General features: G+C 43.5%; 16 protein-coding genes and 2 tRNA genes. 8 read left to right on the plus strand and 10 right to left on the minus strand.

Annotated elements, in window-relative coordinates; translation table 11 throughout:
- Position 1: 1 nt before the first annotated feature.
- From BW716_RS15210 to BW716_RS15235, 6 genes are all read right to left on the minus strand, one after another.
- Positions 2-1,015, minus strand: coding sequence for a glycosyl hydrolase 53 family protein (locus BW716_RS15210; protein WP_083723459.1), 1,014 nt, complete (start codon positions 1,013-1,015; stop codon positions 2-4).
- Positions 1,012-2,073 (minus strand): DUF5111 domain-containing protein, encoded by a 1,062-nt coding sequence (locus BW716_RS15215; RefSeq protein ID WP_083723461.1) that lies wholly within the window; start codon positions 2,071-2,073, stop codon positions 1,012-1,014. Before BW716_RS15215 ends, BW716_RS15210 begins: the two co-directional genes overlap by 4 nt.
- Positions 2,074-2,090: 17 nt before the next feature.
- Positions 2,091-3,662, minus strand: a complete 1,572-nt coding sequence (locus BW716_RS15220; protein WP_083723463.1) for a RagB/SusD family nutrient uptake outer membrane protein — start codon at positions 3,660-3,662, stop codon at positions 2,091-2,093.
- 4 nt (positions 3,663-3,666) lie between these two features.
- Positions 3,667-6,609, minus strand: a complete 2,943-nt coding sequence (locus BW716_RS15225; RefSeq protein WP_083723465.1) for a SusC/RagA family TonB-linked outer membrane protein — start codon at positions 6,607-6,609, stop codon at positions 3,667-3,669.
- Positions 6,610-6,640: 31 nt separating this feature from the next.
- Positions 6,641-9,091: a cellulase family glycosylhydrolase gene (locus tag BW716_RS15230; RefSeq protein ID WP_220388766.1), complete on the minus strand. Its 2,451-nt coding sequence runs from the start codon at positions 9,089-9,091 to the stop codon at positions 6,641-6,643.
- Between the two features lie 142 nt (positions 9,092-9,233).
- Positions 9,234-13,493, minus strand: a complete 4,260-nt coding sequence (locus BW716_RS15235) for a two-component regulator propeller domain-containing protein (protein WP_083723469.1) — start codon at positions 13,491-13,493, stop codon at positions 9,234-9,236.
- 147 nt (positions 13,494-13,640) lie between these two features.
- Between BW716_RS15235 and BW716_RS15240 the strand changes: the two genes are divergently transcribed.
- Together BW716_RS15240 and BW716_RS15245 are read left to right on the plus strand one after the other, a co-directional pair.
- The gene (locus BW716_RS15240) at positions 13,641-14,420 is read left to right on the plus strand and encodes a type IV toxin-antitoxin system AbiEi family antitoxin (RefSeq protein WP_083723471.1); all 780 of its coding nucleotides are present in this window, start codon (positions 13,641-13,643) and stop codon (positions 14,418-14,420) included.
- Positions 14,404-15,318: a nucleotidyl transferase AbiEii/AbiGii toxin family protein gene (locus tag BW716_RS15245; RefSeq protein ID WP_083723473.1), complete on the plus strand. Its 915-nt coding sequence runs from the start codon at positions 14,404-14,406 to the stop codon at positions 15,316-15,318. The genes BW716_RS15240 and BW716_RS15245 overlap by 17 nt, the downstream gene beginning before the upstream one ends.
- A gap of 240 nt (positions 15,319-15,558) precedes the next feature.
- On the opposite strand, the gene BW716_RS15250 is transcribed toward BW716_RS15245, so the two are convergent.
- The 3 genes from BW716_RS15250 to BW716_RS15260 all read right to left on the minus strand — a co-directional run bounded on the left by BW716_RS15250 (position 15,559) and on the right by BW716_RS15260 (position 17,151).
- Positions 15,559-15,630 (minus strand) — tRNA-Arg (locus tag BW716_RS15250).
- 64 nt (positions 15,631-15,694) lie between these two features.
- Positions 15,695-16,306, minus strand: a complete 612-nt coding sequence (locus tag BW716_RS15255; RefSeq protein WP_235643719.1) for a MarC family protein — start codon at positions 16,304-16,306, stop codon at positions 15,695-15,697.
- A gap of 194 nt (positions 16,307-16,500) precedes the next feature.
- Entirely contained in the window at positions 16,501-17,151 is a 651-nt protein-coding gene (locus BW716_RS15260) for a lipopolysaccharide assembly protein LapB (protein WP_083723477.1), read from the minus strand.
- A gap of 89 nt (positions 17,152-17,240) precedes the next feature.
- On the opposite strand from BW716_RS15260, the gene BW716_RS15265 reads away from it, so the two are divergent.
- The 6 genes from BW716_RS15265 (at position 17,241) to BW716_RS15295 (ending at position 23,922) form a co-directional block, all read left to right on the plus strand.
- On the plus strand, positions 17,241-17,927 hold the full coding sequence (locus BW716_RS15265) for a FadR/GntR family transcriptional regulator (protein ID WP_083723479.1): 687 nt from the start codon (positions 17,241-17,243) through the stop codon (positions 17,925-17,927).
- A gap of 260 nt (positions 17,928-18,187) precedes the next feature.
- A complete protein-coding gene (locus tag BW716_RS15275; protein ID WP_083723483.1) occupies positions 18,188-19,402 on the plus strand; it encodes an MFS transporter in 1,215 nt (404 codons plus the stop codon).
- Between the two features lie 355 nt (positions 19,403-19,757).
- Positions 19,758-20,048, plus strand: coding sequence for a 2TM domain-containing protein (locus BW716_RS15280; RefSeq protein WP_083723485.1), 291 nt, complete (start codon positions 19,758-19,760; stop codon positions 20,046-20,048).
- 15 nt (positions 20,049-20,063) lie between these two features.
- Entirely contained in the window at positions 20,064-21,848 is a 1,785-nt protein-coding gene (locus tag BW716_RS15285) for a long-chain fatty acid--CoA ligase (protein ID WP_083723487.1), read from the plus strand.
- Between the two features lie 74 nt (positions 21,849-21,922).
- Positions 21,923-21,994, plus strand: a tRNA-Arg gene (locus BW716_RS15290).
- A gap of 1,385 nt (positions 21,995-23,379) precedes the next feature.
- Complete coding sequence (locus BW716_RS15295; RefSeq protein ID WP_083723489.1) at positions 23,380-23,922, plus strand: hypothetical protein; 543 nt, start codon at positions 23,380-23,382, stop codon at positions 23,920-23,922.
- A gap of 180 nt (positions 23,923-24,102) precedes the next feature.
- Here the strand turns inward: BW716_RS15295 and BW716_RS15300 are convergent, their stop codons facing one another.
- Positions 24,103-24,507: a DUF2141 domain-containing protein gene (locus BW716_RS15300; protein ID WP_083723491.1), complete on the minus strand. Its 405-nt coding sequence runs from the start codon at positions 24,505-24,507 to the stop codon at positions 24,103-24,105.
- Positions 24,508-24,511 lie beyond the last annotated feature (4 nt).

Below are 24,511 nucleotides of genomic sequence, written 5' to 3' on the forward strand. Positions count from 1 at the left end.
TTTATTTAAATGCATCCAGTGCTTCAGTGGGTTTCCCTGAGTCGTCGAATGCGCCCATTGTGTAGTTCTTCCAGGCGCCATACGCCTCAGGTTCCCAGTAAAATACACCCAAAACTTTGTTATTGGAAATAGACTTTGATTTTGCAATCAGATCAGTCAGGAAACTTTTGGCGGTGGCTGCCTGTTCCTGATCCATGCCCACTTCGCAGATCATTACATCAGAACCATATCGGGATATCATATCCTGCATGTTCGCATAACAAGCGGTGTTCAATGCTTCCCAATTATCTTTGGTGGGATACAATGACATACCGATCACATCCCATTTTGCACCGTTCGATTTCAATCCGTCAAACAGCCATCTGAACAAAGAATTATCATTGCCATTTTGTAGGTGTACAATTACTTTGGCAGCAGGAAACACTGCTTTGACAGCATCATATCCTGCATTGGTCAAGGCAGCATAATTGGCCATATTCGTGGATGCTTTTCCCTCTTCCCACAGCATGCCATTGCCTGTTTCATTACCTACCTGTACCCATTCAGGTGTGATCCCTTTTTCTTTTAACAGGGTCAGCACTTCTGTAGTATGATCAGCCACGGCTGTTTTCAGTTCATCAACACTCATGCCGGACCATGCTGCAGGTTTGGTTTGCTGACTGGGGTCCGCCCAGCTGTCACTATAGTGAAAATCGATCAGGATACGCAGACCCAGGCTATGTGCACGATATGCTTTTACCAGCAGATCATTCTTATTACACCAGCCATCTGTAGGATTGACCCACACCCTTAGCCGTACTGCATTTACACCCAGCGTTTGCAATAATCTGATACCATCCATTTCTGTACCCCCGGCATTGTAGAATTTCTTGCCGGATGCTTCCATTTCTGTAAGCCAGCTTATATCTGCGCCTTTGGCAAATCCCGAAGTATCTGTGGTCGTTGTTGTAGCACCATTGTCCTTACCACATGCGAACAATAACAACATTGCTACCAGTATCTTGAAGTTCCTCATTCTACAGAATATTTAAAGTTTTTTGGATCGCTCAGATCCAGTTTCAATGTGTAGGTACCTACTTTTGTATACGGAAATCCATTTGCATCTGCGGTATATAATGTACATACACCTGCTTCCTCACTGGTACCAAAGAACCAGCTCCAGCTTTGATTGATCAGCACTTTGATACCCCATTGTTCTGCAGCAGTGGTGGTGATGCTGGCTGTCCATATCTTGTTGGTAGCATCGTACGTCATGGGTGTGGCAGTGGTACTCCAACTATTAAAGTCGCCTACTACACTGAGAGAGTTGATCACTGTTTCACTCCACGTAAGTGCATTTGTATTGGCTGTGATATAAAGGTATCCGCCATTTGCCGTCCAGCAGTTCCAACGATCGCTGCCGGCATATAATACATACTGGTTATCATTTGCAGGATAACCACCGTATATCACGGAAGCACTGTTGCTTTCTTCATTCGTAAGCAGGAAATTGTACCACTGGTCTACTTTTACAAAGCCGTCATATTTCCCGTCTTTATTCCGGGCACAGAGTTTCCAGGGAAAAGAGGTGAGATCGGTGCTCGCCATGTATAAATAAGCGGCATCGTTCCCTGATTCGTAAGGCGTAATGCTGAGCGTTACTACATTGCTGTAATTGGAAGATGTATTTGCAGTGAGGGTAGATTTTACACGCACGTACACTGTACCACTTTCACCAGCCGTGAGGCCAAATCCAAGTACTAAAGTATTCAAAGTAGCTGTGGTGTAAGAGAGAGAAGAACTGGTCACTGCTACTTCTTTTTTGATGCTGCTAAAATTGGCATCCAGTGCATACTGCACAGTCGTTGTGATCAATGATTCTTCTACTGCATAGCCATTAGAGACGCTTAAGGTACCGGCATCCCACATCAGCTGTAACACTACACTATCTTTTGCAGACTGTGACAATGCTAACTGTGTAGCCGTAGCAGTCAGGGTCGCATCTTCAAAACCCGTTAATACTGCCTCTGCTCCTTCCTTTTTACAACTGGCGAAAAGGAATATGCTTAGTATATAGCAAATTATTTTTTTCATGGAACGTGTATTTGAGATTAGTAACCTGAATTTTGGATCAGATTAGGATTTGAAGCCAGATCAGTTGATGGAATCGGATACAGGTTATATTTTGTATCTACGGATTGTCCGTTCACAGAACCACCTTTCCATTGCCATAAATAATCGCCACCTGTAAACTTACCATAGCGGATCAGGTCTGTACGACGGCTACATTCCCAGAAAAGTTCACGGCCACGTTCTGCCAGAATGAAATCGAGCGTTAAGGTAGACGCGTTAATATCACCTGACGTATTCAGGTAAGCACGTTCGCGGATCTGGTTCACATAATTCACTGCTTCGCCAACAGAGCCACCGGTGCCTCCCCTCAGTACAGCTTCTGCATACATCAGGTATACATCTGCCAAACGGAACATAGGGAAATCAGTATTTACCAATCCACCATCTGTGGTATAACTACCATCATCATTCAGGTTCGTGAATTTAACGATAGAGAGTCCCTGGCTGGAAGAAGATGGATCATCTACATTCAGGGTTTGTCCATCTGTCCAGAAATCACCACGGATATCTGTCTGGCCTGTTGTATCAGGGAAAGAGTTTACAAACTCCCTGAGCGTGCGAATGCTGGCCCATCCTGACACTACGCCATAGTCAGCGGCTTTCATGGTGCCTACGATAGGACCATTCACCAGGTAGGTAGTGGAACCCCAGGTAGTAGTATTGGTGGCATCTGCTTCTATAGGGAAGATGATCTCATTTGCTGTACGTTTGTCATTATCGCCATTGAACAGTTTTTTATAGGTTGACTCCAAAGAATAACCACCGGTGATCACCTTGTTACAATAAGTCACACAGTTGGTATAATCAGCTGTACCTGTGTATACAGTGGCATTCAGGTAGTTCCTGGCCAGCAATGTCCATGCAGCAGCTCTGCTTACTCTGCCATATTCATTTTGCAAAGGAGCAGGCAATACTTCTTCTATATCTTTCAACTCAGACTGGATATAATCAAACAGGTCTGCTCTTTTGATACGTGGCGGGGTGAAAGCGCCTACTTCATCATTTTCAGTTACAAAGGGCACATTGCCGTACAGGTCCATGGCATGAGTATAGGCCAGTGCACGCAGAAAACGGGCTTCGGCCCTGAACACTTTCAGCGTGGTCTGATCGGATTCGGAGAAGGAAGCGATCTTTGCATCTGTCGCATTTCTCAGGAACTCATTGCAGAGGGCAACGGTATAATAGATGCGATAATACATCGCACTCACCCAGGTGTCAGAAGCGCCCCATGTCATGTATTGTATATTCGTGAGGTTATCGCCACCGGCCCAGGTATACACCACTTCGTCAGTGGGTACTTCCTGCAGGTTGAAATATACCCTCAGGTATCCCCATGATGCAGTGCTACTTGCCATATCCGCATTGCCATCACCTTTTTCAATACCCGCTACAGCAAAGGCTGAGTAGAGTTTGGCCAGTACGGATTTATAATTAGCAAGAGAAGTGTATACAGATTCAGATGTTTCTTCCACACTGGGTACCTGGTTCAAATCCTTTGTACAGGCGGCCAGCATGGTGATCATTAATATGCAGGATAATATCTTTTTCATAAACTTAGAACTCAAGGTTAATGTTGATGGAATAAGTACGTGGACGAGGATAGAATGCGCTTTCAAATCCATTGGTCACCTCAGGATCCTGTCCGGTGTATTTGGTGATGGTGAATACATTCTGCGCAATAGCGCCGATACGCATATTCACGTGCTTTGCTACTTTTCCAAAGTTATAAGCGACAGATAGATTATCCATTCTCAGGAAAGAGGCATTCTCTACATAATAGTCTGAGTAATATTGGCGGGTCTTGAAGCCTGTTTTCAGATAATCTTTATGCAGGTTGTTCAGGGCCGCATCTACATACTGTACAGTTTCCCAGGCGCTCAGACTCATCTTCGTATTGTTGTATACATAGTTGCCGATGTTTGCGCGCAGGGTAAAGCCACCGGACCATTTCTTATAAGTAGCTTGTGTGTTGAAGCCGAGCAACCAGGTGGCTGCAGGAGAATGATAGCGGTACAGGTCACTTTCGTTGATCACACCATCTTTGTTCAGATCAGCATATACACCTTCCAGCGGTTTGCCTGATGCATCGTATACCTGTTTGTATACATAGAACATATTGGGTTGGTAACCGGCTGTAAGTATCTGAATCCCTCTTCCACCCACAGCAGTACCAGTATAAGTGCCCACTGTATTTGAACCCTTTACCAGGGAAATATTGGTCACTTTTGTGTACTGGTTGGTGGCATTGAAATTCACATCCAGTTTGAAATCACGCTTACTGATCGGCGTAGTATTCAGCTGAAATTCAAAACCATGGCTTTCAATATTACCCACGTTGGTAGTAGCTGTCTGGTCAAAGTTGGTACCAGCTGCCACAGATACATCGGCCAACAGATCGTAGGTTTTGCGGTTGTAATATTCAATTGAACCGGAGATCCTGTTGTTTAAAAAACCAAAGTCCAGGCCATAGTTGAATGCCTTTGTTGTTTCCCATTTCAGATCGTATACATAGACAGATGGTCTGTATACATACAAATATTCATCCCCAAAGCGATAGTTTGCGTAACTGTTTCCCTTTTGATACACGGATAGGTAGCTATAGTTGCCGATGCCATCCTGTTGTCCTGTTACACCATAACTGGCCCTTAATTTTAAGTTATTAAGTACCTTATTGTATTTCAGAAAATTCTCGTCTGTTACATTCCAGGCCACTGCTACAGAAGGGAAAGTACCCCATCTGTTTTCAGGGCTGAAGCGGGAGGTACCATCTCTTCTGACGGTTCCTGTGATCATATATTTGGATAATAACGTGTAGTTCACTCTTCCATAATAAGACAGCAGTACATGTCGCTCATCGGATGCTTTGGCGGTAGACTGCAATTCACCTTTTTCATTATAATAAGTGATAGCAGGGCTTTTGGCGCTCCAATGCTGGTAATCATAACCGGCAGTTGCATCAAAGCGGTGCGTGTTATTAATGTTCTTCGCGTAATTCAGGTACCCTGTGAACAATTTGTTCTTCATTGTCTGGGAATACGTGTTATTAGATCCCCCCACGCTATAGCCATCTGCAGAAGCAGCTGGTATATATACAGAGCCTTCACCCTTACTATAGTCGTAACCTAAGGTGACATGCGCTTTCAGATCAGGCAGGAAATGGAATCTATAATCCGCATCAAAGTTGCCGATACTTCTGTACACATCACTTTTGCGTTTTTCCTGTTCCAATAATCCTACAGGGTTCCTGTTGGCACCGGTAGCAGGTACGCCGCTGTTATCAAGGCTTTCATAAAAACCACCAAAAGTAGAATTACCGGAATATACAGGTTGTGTAGGATTGAATGCGACAGAAGACCAGATGGCATCTGTATTGGCAAACCTGTTATTGTTCGCAGCACCTTTCAGGTTGAAGGTCAGGTTTAAATGTTTGTCGAAGAGGCTGGGTGTGATGACCAGTGAACCTGTGAAACGTTGTGTATTATCCGTCTGCAGGTTACCGTTCTGGTTGTAGTAGCCAACAGAAGCACGGAAAGGCACTGCTTTCGCTATCTTTCCGGTTACACCCAGGTTATTGTCCGTACCCATTGCATTCTTAAAAACCTCTTTCTGCCAGTCGGTATTACTACTGCCTAAGAGGGCTTTTTGAGCATCGGTACCTTGTGTATTGATCACATCTCTGAACTGTGATGGCGACATCATATCAGCTACATTCTTTCTTTGCTGTAGGGTAACTACAGAAGAGAAGTTGAGTTTCAGCTGATCGCCTTTGCCTTTTTTAGTCGTGATCATCAATACCCCGTTTGAAGCCCTGGAACCGTAGATGGCTGTAGATGCAGCATCTTTTAGTACGGTAATGCTTTCAATATCATTGGGGTTGATCATACTTAAAAAGTTGTCAGAATTCCCGCTGATACCACCTGTTTCCAGTGGCACACCATCCAATACGATCAGCGGTGCATTGCTGGCACTTAAAGAGGCGCCACCACGTATGCGGATGGTACTACCAGCGGTGGGAGAACCACTATTGGTCATGATCTGCACACCTGAAGCTTTACCACTGATCAGCTGTTCAGAAGAACCGACTAATCCCGGGTTAAAGTCTTTGGTACTGATGCTGACAGCGGAACCTGTCATATCTTTTTTAGTTTTGGTGCCATAGCCGATCACGACTATTTCTTCCAGTTTTTTGTCTTCGAAAGACATTACAACCTGTACGGTGTCACCTGCCACTTTTACGACTTTTTTAGCCGCACCTACATAGGTAAATTCCAGTACATCTTTTCCTGAAGGCAGTTGCACGGTAAACGCTCCGGAAGCATCGGTCAGGGTGCTGGTGGTTGTACCGCTTACAAGTACGGACACTCTTTCAAGTGCTTTCCCGCCTTCATCGGTCACAGTACCTTTTACGATACGACTTTGCCCCTGAGCATGCACTCCCAGAAAGCTAACCGCCATGCACAGGCAGAATAGAAATTTGCGGAAAATTGATTTCTTCATATTGTGGAATTAAAAATTTTATACGATCTGTTTATTCAAGCCAGATGGCTCCAATGTCTATGGAAGCGTTGTCTGGCACCTTGTCTGATGTGGAAATGTTTAGTGTTTCAATTTTATAAATATTAAAGTCAATGTTGGTTTTTGGTATGAAATACTGATTCATGAATGCCGGGTATGGACGAGGCAATAAAGCTGTACTATCCTGTGCTAAAGCTGCAATAGGTATCTTATAAATATGCTGGTCATTGTTTAATGAAATTTGTTGTGAATAGGTGTACCCGTCTGTAGTAATAAAGCCAATATTTAATGCTGTTAATGTAGTTGCAGGAATGAATAAACACAAGAATTTTGTAGCTTGTAATTGTTGGTTGCTATTAATATTCTTTCTCCAAAAGAAGCGCGCATTGTCATCTTTTACATGCATTGTATATTGCTGTACAGTGGCGGCGTACGGTTGTTCTTTGTAAGGTGCAGCCTGTATGAAGGATCTTTCAGACAGGGAATAATATTCCATTTCTCCATCAAGGATGTTCGCATCTGTAATGGCTGTTTCAAAATACTGCGTCACAGTAAAATTCCAGTCAAGCGGAGCACCCGCTTCTTTTTGAGGAAATGTATAGCTATTACCGTTACTATATACAGTGATGGTGTATTTTAAATTTTCACTTCTTACCATGGTGGCAGGAATAGTTCCCTGATAGGTATATCCATGTCTTCTTTCTAAACGGATATAAGGATTGTGATCAGACCAGAAAGAAACATGATCTGTTTGCAATATCACAGAGTCGGGAAATGAAGGTCCTGCTATATCTGCTGTTATAGATATGTTTTGCCCACTATCCGCCGCAGCCAAAGGTGTATGGACAACTTCGAACTGTTTTAACTGCGCTGGTGGCGCTACAAATTCACCCAATTTAATATGCTCCCATTCAGTGGCAGCAGACCATCGCCGGGTATCTTCCTTCATCAGTAAATAAACACCAGGAGTGATGTTAAAAGCACCTTTTTCGGCGATGGTATCTCTTTCTGAGTGGAGGTTCCTGACAATAAAATGGGTACCCAGATCAGGCAATTGCAATTGCATAGGCCATTTGTTCCATGCAATGGTTACGACCTCCTTATTGGGTGCAGGGCGTGCAAAGGGATCTGCCACCTGTATCGCATCAGGCATCAACTCTAATCTCCATACTCCGTTTTCCAGTTTATCCAGGAAATAAGCACCCGTGCCTTCATACTTTACTACAGGTGAGTTGCCATAACCTGCGATGGTGGTGAGTTGTGAAGGTGCTATTGGTTGAACGGTGGTATTGTTAGAATAAAAATATTGTTGTGGATTATTGAGCAGACTAAGGTCTTCCTGATAACTGACCCGGAAATTACCGAAAACAGTATCTGCCGGATAGGCAGGAAATTGTTCTCCCCGTTTTACCTCTTTCGCCACTGCTGCTGCTATTTTCATACTCAGCGCTTTCCGGGGTGTATAGGCCAGGTTTAAATAATGTGTCTGGTATTCTGTATTATAAGCAGCGATATCGATGGGATCATAAGCAAACTGGGTGATCCACTGAAAACCCTGTGAACGGAATGTCCGCGTCATAGCCGGGTACATATAACTATAGGTGATATCTGCCGGATCGAATTCATAGATAGCTTTGGCTTTTGTGGCAAATCCTTTTTCGTTGGAGAAAGGGATGTTGTACTGATCTACATAAGGCAGAAAATTCCCCTTTCGCGTATGTCCGGCAACCAGGCCAATAGGATACCACTGGTAGGTAGTGCCTTGAATATCAGAATCATAGTAAGCAGAAACATGCTCCCGGTTATGGCTTACATTGTAGAATATTGGTTTCTTATTCCCTGTCGATCTGATGGCCGCGACCATAGTGCCAATGTACTTTTTAGTATCTAAAGGGTCTCCTGCATGGCAAGGCTCATTATTGATTTCAAAGCCTACGATGGCAGGATCCTCTTTGTAAGCCTTTCCTGTATAAGGATTGACGTGTGTGAGCAATTGTTTGATATAGGTTTCCTGGGCAGCAATAGCTTTGGGATTCTTATGCACATCACATTTGTCATATAAATAGGAAAACCCACCTGTTGGCTCATTCCTTTCCGGGTAGCCATTCCCAAAATTGGTCATACAGGTGATTAACACCCTGATTCCCCGTTGCTGTACCCTGGAAATCAGGTAATCGAGGAGATCAAGGTGTTCATTTTGTTGTAACCTTCCGATGGAATCGGTAATTTCTACATCCCATATATGTATTCTGTAAGCATTGAATCCAAGGCGGGAAAAATGGTATACGTCTTTGTCAATAGCTGCTTTGTGATCTTTGACCTGGCGATAGGCATGTGCAAAAGGGAGGGTATAGTTCACTCCATAAAAGGAGGCCTCTTTTTTACTATCCGACCAGCGCATCACACCAGATTTATCAACGTAGATAGTCTGTTGAGCAAACGTGGCCGTAAAATACAAGCACATGCAAAGGAGTGGAATTGCCTTTAGGGACATAAATAACCGTATCAGTTTTTCGTACGGTTCGAAACTATTTAAGATTCGTTTTTAAGTGCGGCTGATATCGGACATAATAGGATAAAATTTAGACAACGGACACATATATTGATTATATGTTATTTTTAATATATTGAGAAGGTGTAACTCCGAATTCTGACTGGAAACATTTGGAGAAATAGGAGGCTTCAGAAAATCCGACCATATACATGACCTCTGCCACGGTGAATTTGTTCTGTTGTAAGAGAACGGCGGCTTTTTTCATCCTGATGGAGCGGATGTATTCAACCGGGGTGAGGCTGGTAAGTTGCTTTATTTTGCGGTACAGTTGTTTAGAACTGGTAAAGCTCAGTTCACTGAGTACCTGAACATTGAACTGGGGATCGTCCATTTTTTCCTCTATGATCTGGGTGATATCGGAGAGGAACTGCTCATCTCTGGATAGGGTCTTGTTTTCTTTTGGGTCAGTGAGGGAGGAAATACGGAGTTGGTGCTCCATGTCTTCCCGGCGTTTGAGTAGTTGCTCCATTCTTGAGAGCAGGATAGATATATCAAAAGGTTTGGACATAAAGGCATCGGCGCCAAGGTCGATGCTGTTTAGTTCGGTTTGCCGGTCGTCTTTTGCAGTTAATAATATAATAGGTATGGTGGCGGTCATGACTTGTTTTTTGAGTCGTCTGCTCATTTCAAGGCCGTCCATCACAGGCATCATGACATCAACGATGATGAGGTCTGGCTGCCATTCGAGGCTGAGGGATTCTCCTTTTTTGCCGTCGTGGGCGATTTTGATTTGGTATTGGGGGGCGAGGGCATGGTGTAGGAAATCTGTTATTTCATGGTTGTCGTCTACGATGAGGATCTTTTTTTGGGGGGAGGGATGCTTTCCTGGTTGTTCTGGCAGGGTGTGCTGTTCTCCTGAAAGGGTGTGCTGGTTTTTTGAATGGGTGTTATGTTCACCTGAAAGGTCGCTCTGTTCTCCTGAAGGGGTGTGCTGGTTTTTTGAATGGATGTTATGTTCCCCTGAAAGGTTGCTCTGTTCTCCTGAAGGGGTGTGCTGGTTTTTTGAATGGATGTTATATTCCCCTGGAAGGTTGTTATGTTCTCCTGAAAGGGGGTGCTGGTTTTTTGAATGGATGTTATGTTCCCCTGAAAAGTTGCTCTGTTCTCCTGAAGGGTTGTGCTGGTTTTTTGAATGGGTGTTATGTTCCCCTGAAAAGTTGCCCTGTTCTCCTGAAAGGGTGTGCTGGTTTTTTGAATGGGTGTTATGTTCCCCTGAAAGGTTGCTCTGTTCTCCTGAAGGGGTGTGCTGGTTCTTATGTTCCCCCATAATGGGAACAGCCACTCTTTCAGAAATAGGCAAACTGACTGTCACCGTAGTCCCTTCTCCTTCTACAGAGGCTATCGTGACATACCCGCCTAGTTGTTCCGCATAGTTCCTCACCAGGTAAAGCCCTATACCAGAACCTTCCTTATTCCTCGCCGTAATGGAAGATTTGAAAAATCGCTCAAATACATATGGCAGATCAGCAACTGGAATACCAATGCCAGTATCGGTTACTTTTATTGCCACTACATTGTTTTGCCGGGTGATATCCAGATGGATAGCCCCTCCTTCAGGCGTATACCGACAGGCATTGGATAGCAGGTTAGTGATGATCGCCTCTGTTCTGATCACATCAGTATCCATATAAATCTCTTCCCTGTTGCAGGTGAAAGTAAAAGATATCTGCTGGTTGCTAAAAGAGTCATACAGCTTTCTGGCGAAAGTCACCAGTTCCAGCTTTGACAATACCAAGGCGGAAAGCGCACTGCTATCAGCCCTGTTGAAGTTCAGTACCCTGTGAATTAAAGCGTTCAGCTTCAGCGCATTTTGCTGTATCCCTTCGAGTTGCTTCTTTTTCAGCGGACTTCTGCTTTCTGCCAGCATCTGGCTTACAGGTGCAAGGATCAGACTGAGGGGCGTTTTTAGCTCATGAGAGATATCGGTGAAAAAGTTGAGTTTCAGATTGGTCAGCTCTACCGTTTTTTGTTTTTCTATACGCTCGATCTTGAGATTATGCCTTACCCTGAAGAAGTTGATTGCCCAGAGCACGAGTCCGACCACGATCAAAAAATAAATCGCTTTCGCCAGATTGGTATAGTACCATGGTGGAATAATGGTGATCGATAGCTTTAACGGATTGGCAAATGGTTTTCCATATGCATCGAGTTTACTCACCAGCAGGGTATAATGCCCGTAACTGAGATTGGTGTAGGTGATCAGGTTATTATTGAGTGGCAATGTATTCCAGTCATCATCTATTTGCGTGATCCTGTATACATACCGGGTGCCTTCAGGATCTGAATAACTGAGGTCAGAAACGGCGAAAGCAAGGTTGTTCTGCTCATGACTCAGACGGATATCGTTCTTATATCTTATAGATCCGGATAGTTTACCATTGATATACATGGCGGTGAGATACAGCTGATTGCCGGCACCAGTGGCAGGTTGTATAACCGATGCCGCGATCCCTAATTCATCAGCTCCTCCCAGGTAGACGGCATGCTGGTCCTTATCATAATACATGGAAGTAAAGGCAGATTGCCCACTGTTGAATCGCTGTACCGTGGTGGTATTTCTGTCCATCATCCAGATACCTTCACTGGTGGAGATCCAGATATTGGCATCTACCTGTTCCATGCTTAATATCTGGTCAGCTTTAAATGGGATAATCTTTTGCTGGCCATCTTTTATTCTGACGATATTGCCGGGGCAACCGATCCAGATTACACCCGCATCATCTGCGAACATATAAGAGGGATGTTTTGATCCATCCATCAGGGTTTCTACCTGATTGGTGTGTGGGTTAATCTTATGCACGGCCCTGTTATAAATTAATGCCCAGATATTTCCCTGCGGATCTTTTGTAAGCTGGTTCACGGAGTTGCCGGCCAGTCCATTGTGAGCAGCGAAGTTGTGCATGGCTATAATAGGAGCTGCAGTGAGCAGGGACCTATCCACCACAAAAATCCCTCCCAGGTAGGTGGCGATCCATAACCTTTGCTGGTCGTCTTCCTGAATATTATAGGCCCAGTTAGCATTACGTGACTGAGAGCTATCGATAATATTATAATTGACGAATGCTTTTGTGTGCCGATCGTATCGATTGATACCACCATCTGTAGCTACCCACACGTTGTTGTTTGTATCTTCAAAGATATCCCTGATGCGGTTGTGCGAAATAGGCAGGGACTTATCTCCCATCTTATACCATGCAGATGATATCTCATGGCCTCCCGGAGAGGTGCTACGGATAATACCATTTGTACCCCCCAGCCAGTAATCGCCGTAGTGATCTTTATAGATATTATAAAACCGGTTCCCATCCTTTTCATGAGTGATATCAAAGATGGGGATAACCTGCAGGCTGTTGTGGTTTTGTAACAGGGAGATGCCGTAGTCGGTACCCAGCCAAATGTTGGCTTCTTTGTCGGCAAACAGGCTCCAGATAATGTTATTGACGATAGAGCCTTTGTTGCGGGCGTCATGTACAATATGCTCCAATTGCTCAGAGGCGGGGTCGTATATGTAAAACCCGGCGTCGGTACCTATCAGCAGGTTATTCCTGTTGTCAGTCATCAATGACTTTACAGAATGGTCCTGGAGGATGGGTAGTTTGACGGCGAGGTTTTTAATCAGATCGTAATAATAGATGCCCCCTTCTGTACCTACCCAGATCAGGTTACGCACCGTGTCTTCAAATAAAGCGTTGACAAAAAGGTTGCTGCGTTTATGAAGGTCGGCTAAGGGGATCTGGCGGACCTGTGATTTATCTGCCGAAAGGCAATACAGGCCATTATAAGTGCCGATCAAAATGTCTCCGTCACTGGTACGGGTCAGTGAATAAATGGTGTGGTTGGATAACCCTTTATAGCCGACACTTTCCAGTTTTTTATGGGTGAAGTTGTATTTAAACAGTCCTTTGAAAGAGCCGATCCACAGATTATCATTTTCAAGCAGCAGGGTGCGTACATCGGTTGGGAATTGTACGGGCACTGGTTCATATTCATCTTTTTGGTAGTTATAAAAGAAGATGCCATTTTCCATGGCCAGGCACATCAATTCCTTATTGACGACGATGATGTCGTAGACAAATGTTTTATGGGAGGTATCCTTACCAAGGTGAGATTGTACAGAAAAGCCGTCATAGCTATAGAGGCCATTGTTGGTACCCAGCCACATGAGGCCGAGACTATCCTGGGCGAAAGCGTTAATAGTGGTAGCTTCAGGCCCGATAGCAATATTCCTGAATGTATGGTATTGATAGTTCTGGCCCCAAAGTAATTGTACTGATAATATGAAGATGGCAGTACAAATAAGTCGCTTCAACATACGGTACAAATGTAGGGGGAAATTTCGGAACTGGTAAAAAATGAGGCCTTGGGGGCTGGTTTAAAAAAATACGAATTATCGTACTATAAGTACTAAAATTTAATAAATAATAAACCCTCAGTTTAAAAAATACGCTATATTAGTACTATGAGTACGGAAATAGAGAGAAAAATAAACCAACTAGCATCTTTGCAGCCATCAGGCGTTATTCTTCAATCCGCCTGGCTTGTTAAAAAGGGATATAGCCATGATTTGCAGCAGCGTTACAAAAAGAGCAGATGGTTATTGCCCATCGGCAATGGAGCTTTTATCCGTACAGGCGAGCAAGCCAACTATGAAGGTGCTATCTATGCGTTACAAATTCAAGGCGATTCATCTATCCATCCCGGAGGTCGAACAGCCTTATCCCTTTTAGGGAAGGCCCATTATCTGGAATTGGCAACAAAACGAATCATCTTATTCGGAGGAACTAAAGAGAAACTTCCTACATGGTTCAAAAAGTATGATTGGGGCTATCATATAGAATATCACGAAACATCTTTTTTACCACCAGATTTAGGCCTAATTGAAATTGAAACAAAAAATTTTTCTATAAAAATATCAGATGCTATCCGCGCAATGCTGGAATGTTTATATTTGGTTCCCCAAAAACAAGAACTCATTGAATGCTTCGAACTAATGGAAGGGTTAAATAACCTTCCTCCCAGGCAAGTTCAAAAATTGCTTGAAAACTGTAATTCCATCAAAGTAAATCGTTTGTTTCTTTACATGGCTGAAAAGGCCGGGCATAGCTGGTTTAGCTATTTGGATTTAAATAAAATAAACTTAGGCACCGGCAAACGCAGCATTGTCAAGAAGGGGGTTTACAATGATAAATACAAAATCACAATCCCCCCAGAATTGGAGCAACATGGAAGAAATATATAAAAAGCAAGTTTCGCTTTTATTGTCAGTTTTGCCAGAGGTAGCAAAAGAAAAATGCTTCGCCCTCCATGGTGGTACGGCGATTAATCTTTTTGTGCGAAATATGCCGCGTTTGTCTGTCGACATTGATCTTACCTATTTACCAATAGAGAATAGAAAAGATTCACTTACCAATATTACGGAAGCGCTTGAAAGAATAAAAGCGAGTGTTGAAAAAATTATTCCAAATGTTAAAGTAAGCCATCGACAAGAAGCAGCTAAACTTCAGATTTCAACTGGCAAAGTCGATATAAAACTGGAAGTTAATCTGGTTAATCGTGGCGCTTTAGCGGCCCCCAGAGCAATGAAATTGTGTGAAAGAGCACAAGATGATTTTGAGGCATTTTGCGTTATGCCCGTTGTATCGACTGGTCAACTTTTTGGAGGAAAGATCATCGCTGCTTTGGATAGGCAACACCCGCGCGACCTTTTCGATGTAAAGTACTTGCTGGAAACGGAAGGCTTCACACAGGAAATAAAAGAAGGTTTTCTACATTATTTACTTTGCAGCGACAGGCCGATCAATGAAATTATTATCCCACACTTTCAGGATCATCGGGCCACAATGGATAATCAATTTGCAGGGATGACGGTTGATGCATTTGATTATGAAGAGTATGAAAGTGTTCGTGAAAAATTAGTACGAACCATACATGCTAACCTGACAGAAGATGATAAAAGATTTTTGCTAAGCGTAAAAAACGTTGCTCCTGATTGGAATATTTACGATTTTGAGAAGTTCCCTGCAATCCGTTGGAAGTTACAGAATTTGCAAAACCTCAAAGAGAAAAACCCAGATAAACACCATGTACTCTACGACGTTCTTGAAAAAAAGCTTCATTCTAAGGCTCCTGTTGAATAATACGGGCAAAGATCCTGGTAGCATCTTTTGCGTCTGGTCATTTGAGGTATAGACGAACATCCATGATCAGGGTAACGTTTTTCCGAATTTACCCCAAATAGCTATTGGGGTACACGCTGGGGTACAGATTAATTTAATCATTGTTTCCCTCTCTTTTTCGCTCTTAACTGGAAAACCCGCCACTGTAAAAGAAAACAGCCCGTTCTGGCAAAACCAAAACAGGCTGAATAAACTTTGATGTAGCCTCGACAGGAATCGAACCTGTATCTGGAGCTTCGGAAACTCTTATACTATCCATTGTACTACGAGGCCAAAACACCTTCTCTGTTTCGAGCAAGGAAAGCAAAACTAATCTTTTTGATCTCAATTACAAAAACTACAGGTTAAGATTGCTCTTAAATATCTTCACAGCTATCGCCAGGAGGATGACACCGAAGAACTTACGCACCACCATCAACCCTGCTTTACCCAGTATTCTTTCGATAAAACTAAGGGAACGAAGCACCACATAGATGATAATCAGGTTGATAAGGATACCTGCTAAGATGTTCCACTGGTCGAAGTTTGCCTTCAGCGACATAATGGTGGTCAGGGTACCGGAACCCGCTATCAGCGGAAACGCGATGGGAATGAGGCTGCCTGTCTTCGTATCCTTCTCGCTCTTGAAGAACTCTACCCCAAGGATCATTTCAAGACCAATTACAAAGATCACGATCGAACCAGCTACGGCAAATGAGTGTACGTCTACGCTCAATAATTTCAGGAAAGGTTCACCTACCAGTAAGAAAAGGATCATCAGTACACCAGAAGCAAGCGTCGCCTTGCCCGAATCGATGTGACCGAGTTTTTCTTTCATGGAAATGAGAACGGGTATTGAACCAACAATATCAATTACAGCAAAGAGTGTAAAGGTTATGGCTAAGATCTGGTCAAAATGAAACATGCAGGGTTCGTATTTCCTGCAAATGTAATATTTAATTGGTTCCATGAGACATCCTTAGTAAAGGAAGATCGCACCCGAAACCATTGCTTTTACCGAAGGTAAAAGCAATGGTTTCGGGGCTGGGCCTGCGGCCGGCTGGAAGCGGGAAATAATGGGAGGGGCGATTCGGTATTGAATTTCATAAAAAGAAAAAGGGTGCTCCGATCAGGAGCACCCTTTTTTGAAGCTTGTAGCCAGCATCAACCTGGCATACGGGAAATATATTTATCCATCTCCTTGATCTGACCTACGATCTGAGCAGTAGTCGGCTTTTGTGCCTTCGCCCTGCGGAAAAAGTCTTTTGCAGTTTTGAAATCGCGGCGACTCATCGCAATCGACGCCAGCGTCAACAGCGCAGCAGCTGTATTCTCTTTATCAGGCAATCCCATTCTTACCGCCTTTTTCAGGTTGCTATCCGCTTCTTTCAGGTCATTCTTCTGATAAGCAATGGTACCCAGCTGAAAGTACTGCATTCCCTCATACTCCTTCATCGGACTACCAGACTTGATACTCTGACGGATAGATGCCTCTGCCTTATCCAGATCCTTATTATACATGGCCAGATTACTCTGCATGAAATAATAAACAGACTGAATAGGTTTATATAACAACTTAGGGAATTTAATAGTATTCATCATCGCCATAGCGGTCTCAATATCACCAGCTTCAACAGCTTCCTGTACCAGGCGCATAGGGCCAAACATGAAATGGGTAACCAGGCAGATGATAGCCAGTACCAGTAAGATGGTAGCTTCCCACCAACCCACTGAAGCACCCAACGCGATCCCGCCTAACAAAAGAATGATACCCAGTGGTAACCTATAACGAATAAATAAGTTTAATGCTTTCATCTGTCAAATCTATTACAAGAGGCGCAAAGATAAATAAAAAAAGATGTGACGATTTAAAAGGAATTACTACCTTTGAATCATCAGATGATATGATGAATAAACAGACCTTACCAATTAAGCGAAACAGCCTGGCAGATGAGGTTGCGCAGCGGCTACAGGAGCAGATCTCCCTGGGAACCTACAAAACCGGGGAAAAATTACCTACCGAGCCGGCTTTAATGGAGTCATTCGGAGTAGGTCGGTCTACTATCAGAGAAGCCGTACGCATACTGGCGAACAGCGGGGTACTCAGGGTACAACAGGGCCTTGGCACTTTTGTAGAAGAGCAGACAGGCATCGCAGAACCCCTCCCCCAACGGCTGAAACGCGCACAGTTCGAAGATCTGGACGAAGTAAGACAACTGCTGGAATTGAAAATAGCACAAAAAGCTGCCCTCAATAGAACGGAACAGGATATAGAGCGGATGACAGAGGCCCTGAATAAGCGAAAAGAATACGGGGTGGCCAATGACGTAACAGCTTGTATACAGGCGGATATCGATTTTCACGTGGCCATTGCACAGGCTTCGGGCAACAGCATCCTCACAGATTTGTACAGAACTGTAGCCATGCACCTGAAAGCGAAGTTTATAGAACGGTTTAAAACAACTGATACTTTTACAAATACGCAGCACCTGCACAAAAGTCTTTTGAATAGTATTGTGGCGCAGGATGATCAGAAAGCATGGAAATGTGTACAGCAGATCATCGACCACAACGATAGCAAGGACCTTTAAATTTTCAGCCAGTGAGTGGCGCTGGGTGATCAAAAGACATAGTATTATGTCTGGGAAATCATCAACCACACTTATATCACATTTTTAAATTTTCTACCAGTAAGTGGTACAGGATGATCAAAAGCCATAGCAACATGTCTCCCAAATCATCGACCACGATTTTAATTTTCAACCAGTAATACCAATTTCTGCTGAAACCGCCTCCACTGCAGGGAAGCGGTAAAGGAATTGTATTGCCTATTTTTTCACTGATACATTTTATGGAAAAGATCGCCACTGCCAAAGCACCTGTACAACAGGCCGCTGAGAGGACCGTATTCTCTGTATTATTGGCCCTCAGCTTCTCTCATCTGATCAATGATGCTATCCAGTCACTGATCCCCGCCATTTATCCGATTGTAAAGGATTCATTGAATCTCAATTTCAGCCAGGTAGGCTACATTACATTGACCTATCAGCTCACCGCCTCCCTGTTACAACCACTGGTAGGTTTGTATACGGACAAAAAACCACAGCCTTATTCCCTGATTATAGGCATGGGCTTTACATTGTTCGGACTCGTATGTTTATCACAGGCACACCACTTTTACTTCGTTCTTGTCTCTGTAGGTCTGGTAGGTGTAGGTTCCTCCGTATTCCACCCGGAATCCAGCCGGCTGGCTCACATGGCTTCCGGCGGACAACATGGTTTGGCACAGTCACTCTTCCAATTGGGTGGAAATGCAGGTAGCTCACTGGGCCCTTTGCTGGCAGCAATGATCATTGTACCTCATGGACAATCCAGTTTGAGCTGGTTCTCTGTACTGGCGATTCTGGCCATCGTGGTGATGATCAATATCGGCTCCTGGTATAAGCAAAATACCCATCGCCTGAAACCTAAAAAAGTACAGGAGCATACAGACAACCATCTGTCTCGTGGAAAAGTGATTTTTGCACTGAGCATCCTGTTGGTACTGGTATTTTCTAAGTATTTTTACATGGCAGGCATGACGAGTTACTATACGTTCTATCTCATGCACAAGTTCAATGTAAGTGTACAGGCTTCGCAGATCTACCTGTTTGTATTTCTCTTTGCTGTTGCAGCAGGTACCTTCTTTGGCGGCCCACTGGGCGACCGCATAGGCCGTAAGTATGTGATCTGGATTTCTATTCTTGGTGTGGCACCTTTCTCATTGTTACTGCCACATGCAAACCTGATGTGGACATGTATACTGAGTATATTCATTGGTGTTATACTCTCTTCAGCCTTCTCAGCAATATTAGTATATGCACAGGAGTTAGTACCTGGAAAGGTAGGCATGATAGCCGGCCTTTTCTTTGGACTGGCCTTTGGTATGGGTGGTATAGGTTCCGCAGTATTGGGCAATATTGCGGATAGTAAGGGTATAGACTATGTATTCCAGTTATGCGCCTATCTGCCATTGATAGGCTTATTAACAGGACTATTGCCGGATGTTGAGAAATCCCGAAAGTAGTTTGTGTAAAAACCAGCTCACCGGTCCTTGTTGATAAAAGATAAATTTATCACCAGGGACTGGTGAGTGCATTATTAAACAAAACGCTCTGGGTTTCATCAATTAAATAACCATTAAGACACAATCTTTGAATATCGTTGCGTGTGATGAATCGTCAATAAGTTTGGGTGAATGCCGTGGAATGTCGTAATGCGCTGATCTGGTAGTTAAATATTGTTCGTAGTCTGTCTGTTAGGTTCTTAAACCAAAATTAATCTATTCTGCTGAAATGATATTGCAGTTATTCCCCCTCCGGATAATTCAGGAAAATTATCTATATTTAGATACGCGCCTATCTATTTAAACCACTAAACATATGGAAACTATACAACAACGGGATGAAAGGCTGTGGAAGATTGCAAAATCAAGAGCAGCTTTTAAGAATTCCCTGATTGTTTACCTCGTTATGAACCTCTTCTTCTGGGCGATCTGGTATATCACCACTGGTCGTTATTATGGAGGCACACCATGGCCGGTATGGCCAGGTCTGGGATGGGGATTAGCCATCGCATTCCAGTACTTCAACGCTTTCCATCGCGACCCATTTGGGGATACACTAAGAGAATATGAGCGGTTACAAGCCGAGAAGGAACAAAGAGGCCTGTAATAAACCAAAAGCAACATGACTGATCAGCCACGGAGATTATTCGACATTATCGCATACCAGCTGGCCCATTTTCCAAAAGCTGACATGCTGGTAGGAAAAGAAAACAACGTCTGGAAACAATATAGCACACAGGATGTAGCCGATCTGACACTACGCTTCAGTGCAGGCTTGCTTAAATTAGGTATTGGCAACGGGGACCGCACCCCCGAAGGAGTAGATAAGATTGCGATCTTATCGCCCAACCGCCCGGAGTGGCTTATTACGGATCTGGCCTGCCAGCAGGCGGGCGCCGTACTTGCCCCCATTTACCCTACACTGAGCGAGCACGACCTGGAATATATTCTGAATGATGCTGCAGCCAGCATTCTCTTTGTAAGCGACAAAGACCTGTACGATAAGGTCTCGGCCTTCCGGAGCAAGCTGCCACACCTCAGGGAAGTGTTTACTTTTAACAAGGTCCCTGGTGCCAAACACTGGCTGGAAGTTCCAGCCATGGCCGATGAAGTGGATTTTCCAAAGATTGCCGCCATCAAAGACAGCATTGAGCCGGAACAATTAGCTACCATCATTTATACCTCAGGAACAACCGGTACACCCAAAGGTGTGATGCTCACCCATCAGAATATCATGAGCAATGTACACGCCTGTACCCCCTGCCTGCCAGTGAACCCTACTGCCAAAGCACTTAGTTTCCTCCCACTGAATCATATTTTCGAACGCACCGTATCGTATATCTATCTCACTGCCGGCGTACCTATTTACTACGCGGAAAGCCTGGATACAATTGCCGATAACCTGCGGGAGGTAAAACCCTCCATCTTCACCACCGTACCACGGTTGCTGGAAAAAGTGTATGAGCGGATCATGGGTAAAGGACTGGAACTAAAAGGCATCAAAAAAGGGCTTTTCTTCTGGGCAGTAGACCTGGGCAAAAAGTTTGATATCAATCAGGACCAGGGCTGGTGGTACAAATTACAACTGACCATCGCCAATAAACTCGTGTTCAGCAAATGGCGGGAAGCACTGGGTGGCAACATCGATGTGATTGTAACAGGCTCCGCCGCCTGCCAGGTAAGATTGCTGAAAATCTTTACAGCGGCAAAAATACCCATCCTGGAAGGCTATGGATTGACAGAAACCTCGCCTGTGATCAGCGTAAACCGTACGGAAGAAAAAGATCGCATGTTTGGTACTGTAGGCCCCCTGATCAATAATGTGGAAGTGAAGATTGCCGAAGATGGAGAGATCCTTGTAAAAGGGCCCAACATCACTATCGGCTATTATAAACGTCCCGATCTCACGGCAGAAGCCATCAAAGATGGATGGTTTCATACCGGGGATATCGGGGTGCTGGTGAACAATAAATTCCTGAAGATCACGGATCGGAAGAAGGAACTGTTCAAGACCTCGGGGGGTAAATTTGTGGCCCCTCAGCCTATCGAAAACAAGTTTAAAGAATCCATATTTATAGAGCAGATGATGGTGGTGGGCGAAGACCGCAAATTCACCGGGGCGTTGATTGTACCGTCTTTCCCTCAGCTGGAACGCTGGGCGCATAAAAAAGGGATACAGGTCAGCGATCATGCGGCATTGTGCAGGCTACCAGAGATACAGATCCTGTTTCAGCAGATCGTGGAGAAGTACAATGCGTACTTCAGCCATATAGAGCAGGTGAAGAAGTTTGAGTTGCTGCCAAATGAGTGGACGATCGCGAATGGGGAGCTGTCGGGAACGCTGAAAGTAAAGCGGAAAGTGATTGCCCAGAAATATGCTGAACAGATTGAGAAAATCTATAATTAATTAAATGTGTGAGGAATTTTGGAAAAATCCTTTACTTTTGCACTCCGCTAAAGGAGGACTTTTCCTAAAGTGACGGCCCGGTAGTTCAATGGATAGAATAGAAGTTTCCTAAACTTTAGATACAAGTTCGATTCTTGTCCGGGCTACGAAATTAAGTCAGCAGCGATGCTGGCTTTTTTTATTTCCTCCCACCGTGAGTGGTGAAATACCAAGTTCATTTTTTAGTTCGATAATATCTCCCCCCTGAGAATAATAAGTTTTGTTATCCCCTGTTTTACCTCGGGAACCTGAATCTCACATGACACTTAAGTGAATAGTACTATTTCAAGTTGCCCTTTGACCAATATCTCAATAAGATAAATTGAATTTATTACCTCCTACAAATTGTTGTGTGCGTTAACATGGGGTTCACAATTTTTAGTTTTTTTTCTTTTTTCTTTGCGGGTTTCAATCTCTTCAACAGATAAGATGAAAATGCTACACTATAGACTATAAATGAAAAAAGGGGGTAATACCCCCTCTATATCTTTTACTTGATTACGTTTCTACAGAGAGAAAGAGGCTTTATCAAGTCTACGTATCGAAAATAAAAAGTTTTCCCGAATCCGCCAAATATGAAGCTGGTCTTAAGAAATAGATATTTATCAAATTCCAGATATAACAGGTATCTGATCGCTACCGGAAATGACAATGACAGAGCCAGAAAACTGTATAATGCAAACATACGTCTAGCTCAGGCATTCCACCCCATTCTTAGTCAGTTCGAAGTAATACTAAGGAATAGTTTAAATACAATTCTATCAAGTCATTTCAGAGACCCGGATTGGATTATCAATCAAAAAAACGGATTTATGCGACACCTGTCATTAAGTCCAACCTTCTTTTTAAGAAACGCTGTGCAAAAAAACAGAGGGCAAATTAAGGAGAAGATCAATTCCTGCTACAAGTGGAAAAATAATTTCAGATCAGACACTGGGATTTTGGGTATCCTTATTTTTGCCCCATCATTATACCCTGATAGCTGGTCAGCCAATTCACATTTTTCCTCATAAACCAAGAACAGAAAACAGGGCAAGTATTCTTGCAAAATTAGACGACATACAAAGTTTTCGTAACAGGGTTAATCACTGCGAACCATTATGTTTTATTGGAAATACCATCAATTGTTCCGAGGCTTTGACGATAAGGGCTAAAATATATGATCTTATCAACTGGCTCGAGCCAGAATTAGTCTCATTCCTTGAAAAACTTGACAATGTGGTCAATAAGACAAACTATATAATGACCATCTAACATCTCTCAGAAGAATTCCCCGAGATAGTAATGCTATTCAACCAATTATACGCGAATAGACTATTACACGACCATACTTCCATAAGGCCACCATAAGGTCATTAAAAGGGCACTTCAATATCCATTCGATATTGAAGTGCCCTTTTAATGACGTATTAGTACTCAATTAGCAATATAGTCGCACTATGTAACCGAACTAATCCTTAATATTGATTTTATAACCCCAAAATAAATTTTTATGGCACTTGTCAAAGACAATATCCTCCTACAATGCATCCGCGGCTCCCTGGGCGATCAACTCACGATTTACGAAAGGAACGGACAGATCATTATCGCCAAAAAACGCGGCCCATCAAAGAATAAGCCCACAATAAAACAGCTGGAAGCAAGGTATAAGATGAAAATAGCAGCAGCTTATGCACTGGCGATCCTGGAAGATCCTGAGCTGAAAGCTTATTATAAATCCCTCGCAGGACCCGGCCAGAATGCCTATAATATGGCAGTAAAGGATGCCTACAAGTCACCAGAAGTGCAGAACATTCGTTTTGAAGAGGAGACTGTAATCGTAACCGCGAAAGACGAATTCAGAGTAGCTGCAGTGGAAATACGGGTGGTAAATAAAGCAGGTAACATACAGGAAAGAGGAAATGCAGTATTAAGCAGAAACGGCGTGGATTGGCATTATAAGGCTACCAGTTTACCCCCAGGTGGTAAGGTGATAATAGTCGCGGTCGATTTGCCGGGCAATGAAACGGTAAAAGAGCTATCGATAGGCGGATAATAACGACTCTTTCACCTCCAATTAATATCCTTTTATTTCAGATCTGGCAGATTGCACATCTGCCACACCGGCCTATTGTCATATATGTACGGTTGGTGTCACAAAAAAAATATGCCATCAAAAGGAATTACAAATACGCTTATTAAAAAAGCGAGAGTTAGCGATACCGCTAGCTCTCGCCTAATTCCTTAAACTTACCGTTATCGATGACTGATCCGTCACCGTAAACTTTGTACTCGCATACGTCGGATAAGCCGGTACATTATTAGAAAGCCCATACGGCTCTACAGGCACTGACATCACCTTATCCAGCGTCTTGTTACTATTCAGATCCTGAAATATAGTAACCGCATACTCCCCTGCCGGCAGTTTGGTAAACAGCACCCCGTTTTTCACACGGCTGGCAGGCACTTTGATTTTTGAAAAAGGTACTTTCATAAAGTCACCTTCTTTGTTGTAAAGCGCGAAATAGAAATCCCCTTTATTGATCAGTATATTTCTAACATTGACCTTTATAGAACAATTTCTCTGTGCAAAGCCCGCGAACGCTGTCAACAGCAACAAGGATGTAAATAATATTTTCATGATA

This window comes from [Flexibacter] sp. ATCC 35208 (genome assembly GCF_001975825.1).
Taxonomy (GTDB): Bacteria; Bacteroidota; Bacteroidia; order Chitinophagales; family Chitinophagaceae; genus Chitinophaga.